Here is a 5,060-nt window from a genome sequence, read left to right on the forward strand (position 1 = left end):
GTGCGTCGGGAAGCGCTGACGCCGTTCCTGCAACCAGGAAGCCTTCCTCGTAAAGGCGCTGAGCCGAAACGACGGGTGACTCCTCCCACAGCACGCCAAGCGCGATATCGGCACGCCCCTCGACCAGCGCCTCGACAGCTGCAGCGCGTCCCAGCGGCAGAACCGACAGGCGCAGGCCCGGCCTTCAGATCCTCATTTCGATCAGCAACCGGCGCACCAGCTCCTGGTGCCGCAAGGCCAGCCGACATGACAGCAGCCCACGCTCATTGCGCCGGAATTACGTCCTTCGCTCCAACCGCGCTCATGTAGACTGCGAGAATCCTCACCGGGCCGTCCGTAAGGTTCATGCCCCTGTGGGTCACATTCATGGCCTCCACAAAGGAGTCACCCTGCTTGAACGTCTTCTGGCCGTGCCCGGTGTATTCGACAGTGACTTCGCCTTCGAGAACATAGACAAACAGCGGAACGCCATGTGAATGCAGTTCGGTTTTTTCACCCGGCGCAATATTCACCATCATGGCGTTGACCTGCGGCTGGCCTGAGGCCGGATAGACGATGTCTTCGCCAACGATCGTCTTGGCAGTGGAGAGAAGCGGCGTTGCCGGATAGCCGTCCGCCAAGGCGGGCGCGGACATCAAACCAATTGCAAAAAATGCGGCGGTCGGCAGACGGAGATGCATCATGATGGTGTTTCTTCCCTTGCAGCTGTTTCAAGACCCCGTGATTTGGCATGACGAGCCATTACCGGCAAGCAAGATAAGCAAGCGTTGCAAATTGCGTCCGATCGGGGCATGAGGCGGCATGGCTGCGGCGGCGTGACGTTGATGTCGGACATTCTCAATCTGGCCCTGCCCTTTTTCGGGCTGATACTTCTGGGTGTGGTGGCCGCGCGTCGCTGGCAGCCTGGCGAACAGGGGCTGGCCTGGCTCAACATCTTCGTTATCTACTTTGCTCTGCCCGCACTGATTTTCCAGGTGGTGGCCGACGCTCCGGTCGAGGAATTGGCGAACTGGCCCTATCTGCTCGCCACGACGTCTGTCACGACAGTTGCATTCTTCATCGTGATGTTGCTCTCCCGCGTCATGTTCGGCACGGCCTGGCGCACCGCCGTGCTGCAGGGCACGGCAGGCAGCTATGGCAATGTCGGCTACATGGGCCTGCCGCTGGCCGTTGCCTTCTTCGGGCCCGAAGCCGCCGTTCCCGCCGCGCTGGTTTTCTGTTGCGATTGCACGTTGCACTTCGTTCTCGCACCACTGCTGGCAACACTGGCTCAGCAGGAAGAGGACACGCACTGGCGAAAGATCCTGTGGCGGATCGTCAGGCAGGTCATGACTCACCCATTCATTATCGCCACGGTCCTTGGGGTGGTCGCTTCGGCCCTGCATCTTACGGCGCCCGGCGCGGTAAACACCCTGCTCGACATGCTGATGAAGGCTGCCGGGCCAGCGGCGTTGTTCGCACTTGGCGTCACCGTGGGGCTGCGACGCTTTGCCGGCACCGGACCTGAGTTGATGCTGGTCTCCGGGATGAAGATCTTCCTGCAACCTGCCATGGCCTTTATCGCGGTGAGCCTCATTCCCGGCATAACGCCGCTGTGGCTCCATGTGGCGGTGATGATGGCCGCGCTGCCCACTGCCTCGAATGCCTTCATCCTGGCAAGCCAGTACCGCAGCTACACGGAAGGGGCTTCGGCTGCCGTGATCGTGACAACGCTTCTGTCAGCGATCACGGTGCCGTTGCTCATCTACGCCATAGGCGCGGGTCTCTTGCCCTGACACCGGGTTTGAGGCGGCCTCCTCGAGGCCAACACCTTGCCCCCACCCGGCCAGCTACTTGACTTGTCGCCCGTCATGGCTAGAGCACTAGACGAGCGTCTCGGCCGGTCCCGGTCGTCGCAAGAAACTGCTTTTTGTGAGGCCCTCGATGAAGACGTCCGTTTTCCTCCTGGCGGCGCTGTTCCTGCTTCCGCTCAGCCCTGCCGCCATTGCCCAGTCGACCGTGACCGTGGTTCACGGCAAGATCCCCAGTCCAACCTATATCGACCTGGCAACGCCGGGCGACTCGGTTGGCGATCAGCGCATCTGGCAATTTTTCGGCAAGACCTCCGACAACCAGTCCGTCACCATGGACTGGATCATGACAACAACCGGCAAGTCCCTCGACAACAGCGAGACGGAAAGCCGGATGACATCCGCCGTATTCTCCTTTTCGAGCGGCGTAAACGACCGCATCCTGGTTCAGGGTATCGGGCCTTACCCGGTAGCCGGCTCCACGGTGAAGCTGGACCAGTCGCTGGAGCGCGCGATTATCGGTGGCACGGGGAAATATGCCGGCGCCAAAGGGACGATTGTGACGACGCATTTGTCAGATGGCACCTGGACGCATGTGCTGAACCTGGACTGACCAAAGGACTGTCCACTGACGAGGCAGACCGGAATGCTCGAGAGCAGAAAGTAGGGACATGACTCGCATTTCTCGCCACGGGCTGCAGATTGATGCCGGGCTGGACCGCTTCATCAATGAAGAGGCCGTCCCGGGCACCGGGCTTGATCCCTCCCGGTTCTGGCAGGGCTTCAGCGATCTCGTCCGAGACCTGGCTCCCGAAAACAAGGCGCTGCTCTCAAGGCGCGACGAACTGCAGGCGAGGCTGGATGACTGGTACCGGAGCAATCCCGGGGCCGGCATTGCCGAGCAGAAATCCTTTCTTGAAGAGATCGGCTATCTGTTGCCGGAAGGCCCGGACTTCACCATCGCGACAATCAACATCGACCCGGAAATCTCCCATATTGCCGGGCCGCAGCTGGTGGTGCCGGTGACCAATGCCCGCTACGCCCTGAATGCCGCCAATGCCCGCTGGGGATCGCTGTATGATTGCCTTTATGGCACAGATGCGATGGGAGGGCCGCCTCCCGCCGGAGCTTACGACCGTGGCCGGGGTGCGCGGGTCGTTGCGCGCACACGGGTCTTTCTCGACGAAGCCTTCCCCATCGACGGCACAAGCCATGCCGATGCACGGCGCTATCACATCAAGGATGGGAAGCTGCTCGTTGATGACATGCCGCTGATCCAACCGGAGAAGCTTGCCGGCTACCGTGGAAACCCGCGAGCGCCGGATTCGATCCTGCTGCGCAACAACGGCCTGCATGTCGAGCTCGTCTTCGACCGGGCCCACTTCATCGGAAGCCGTGACCAGGCACTGCTTGCCGATGTGGTGATTGAGAGCGCGGTCTCGGCCATCATGGACTGCGAAGACTCTGTGGCCTGCGTTGATGCAGACGACAAGATCGTTGCCTACCGCAACTGGCTGGGCCTGATGAAGGGCGGACTGGCCACGCAGTTCGAGAAGGCGGGCAAGACCATTGAGCGCCGTCTGAATGAGGACCGGCTTTTCCTGTCGCCAGCAGGCGAACCCTTTGTGCTGAAAGGGAGGGCCCTGCTGTGGGTGCGCAATGTCGGGCACCTGATGACGACGCCGGCAATCCTCGATGCCTCGGGCGAGGAAATTCCCGAAGGTCTCATGGACGCTGCCGTGACCGTCCTGATCGCCATGCACGACTTGCGCAAGACGCTGGGTCTTCGCAACTCGCACCACGGATCTGTCTATGTGGTCAAGCCCAAGATGCATGGGCCTGACGAAGTTGCCTTCACCGACAGGACCTTTTCGCGCGTCGAGGCGATGCTTGGACTGCCGCAGCACACGGTCAAGCTCGGCATCATGGACGAGGAGCGGCGTACCTCGGTCAATCTGAAGGAGTGCATAAGGGCCGCAAGACACCGCGTGGCCTTCATCAATACCGGCTTTCTCGACCGCACCGGCGATGAAATCCACACCTCCATGGAAGCCGGCCCGTTTAGCCGCAAGGATTTCATCAAGCGCAAGAGCTGGATCACTGCCTATGAGAACCTTAACGTCGACATCGGGCTTGAGTGCGGTTTTCGCGGCAAGGCGCAGATCGGCAAGGGCATGTGGGCTGCGCCAGACCTTATGGCTGCCATGCTCGAACAAAAGATCGAGCATCCCAAGTCTGGCGCCAGCTGTGCGTGGGTTCCCTCGCCAACGGCGGCGACGCTCCACGCCCTGCACTACCACCGCATAAATGTCTTTGCCGTGCAGGAACGCCTCGCCGCCGCTGGCCGCAGGGCTTATGTGGAAGCGCTGCTGGACGTTCCGGTGGCGGCCTTCCGCAAATGGACGGAGGCGCAAATCATCCGCGAAATCGAAAACAACGCCCAGGGCATTCTTGGTTATGTCGTCAGGTGGATCGACCAGGGCATTGGCTGCTCCAAGGTGCCTGACATCAACAATATCGGGCTGATGGAAGACCGCGCCACTCTGAGGATCTCATCGCAGCATATCGCCAACTGGCTTCATCACCGAATTTGCAGCAAGGAGCAGGTGATGGACGTCATGAGACGCATGGCGGCCGTGGTTGACAGGCAAAACGCAGCAGATCCGCATTACCGGCCTATGGCGCCCAGCTTCGAACTGTCAATCGCCTTCCAGACTGCCTGCGATCTGGTGTTCAAGGGCCGGTCACAGCCTAACGGCTACACCGAACCCCTGCTGCATGCGGCACGCCTCAGGGTGAAGTCCGGCAACTGACAGTTGGTTCAGCCAGCGCCGAGAGCCAGTGCCTCGGTCACCGCAATTGCCGTCATGTTGACCACGCCACGTGATGTGACGGAGCCTGTGAGGATATGCGCCGGCAGCGCCGTACCGAGCAGGATGGGGCCAATTGGCAAGGCATCACCGAACACCTTTACAGTCTGATAGGCCACGTTGGCCGACGTCAGGTCGGGCAGGACAAGCAGATTGGCCTCTCCCTTCAGGGTCGAAGTTGGCAGCTTCCGCTGCCGCACGGCCTCGATCAGCGCGGTATCTGCCTGCATCTCGCCGTCAATCTCGAGGGCGGGAGCGCGCGCCCGGATGAGAGCAAGAGCCGCGCGCATTTTTTCCGAATCGGGGGTGTTGAAATCGCCAAAGTCAGAATGCGTCACCAGTGCGACCTTCGGCGTGATGCCGAACCGGCCGACATGGGCGGCACACATCAGCACCGTAT

The 5,060-nt window shown here is 61.1% G+C and carries 5 protein-coding genes; 3 read left to right on the top strand and 2 right to left on the bottom strand.

What is annotated here, in order from left to right; genetic code table 11:
• Positions 1 to 263: 263 nt before the first annotated feature.
• On the bottom strand, positions 264 to 683 hold the full coding sequence (locus tag ACILRN_RS15605) for a cupin domain-containing protein (RefSeq protein ID WP_395689848.1): 420 nt from the start codon (positions 681 to 683) through the stop codon (positions 264 to 266).
• Between the two features lie 141 nt (positions 684 to 824).
• Between ACILRN_RS15605 and ACILRN_RS15610 the strand changes: the two genes are divergently transcribed.
• The 3 genes from ACILRN_RS15610 to ACILRN_RS15620 all read left to right on the top strand — a co-directional run bounded on the left by ACILRN_RS15610 (position 825) and on the right by ACILRN_RS15620 (position 4,603).
• Positions 825 to 1,775 (top strand): AEC family transporter, encoded by a 951-nt coding sequence (locus ACILRN_RS15610; protein WP_395689850.1) that lies wholly within the window; start codon positions 825 to 827, stop codon positions 1,773 to 1,775.
• Positions 1,776 to 1,923: 148 nt separating this feature from the next.
• Positions 1,924 to 2,403, top strand: a complete 480-nt coding sequence (locus ACILRN_RS15615) for a hypothetical protein (protein ID WP_395689852.1) — start codon at positions 1,924 to 1,926, stop codon at positions 2,401 to 2,403.
• Positions 2,404 to 2,461: 58 nt separating this feature from the next.
• The gene (locus ACILRN_RS15620) at positions 2,462 to 4,603 is read left to right on the top strand and encodes a malate synthase G (RefSeq protein WP_395689853.1); all 2,142 of its coding nucleotides are present in this window, start codon (positions 2,462 to 2,464) and stop codon (positions 4,601 to 4,603) included.
• An 8-nt stretch (positions 4,604 to 4,611) separates the two neighbouring features.
• Here the strand turns inward: ACILRN_RS15620 and ACILRN_RS15625 are convergent.
• The coding region (locus tag ACILRN_RS15625; protein WP_395689855.1) for a phosphate acyltransferase at positions 4,612 to 5,060 on the bottom strand (449 nt) is incomplete at its 5' end.

Source organism: Aestuariivirga sp. (genome assembly GCF_044238155.1).
Taxonomy (GTDB): Bacteria; Pseudomonadota; Alphaproteobacteria; order Rhizobiales; family Aestuariivirgaceae; genus Aestuariivirga.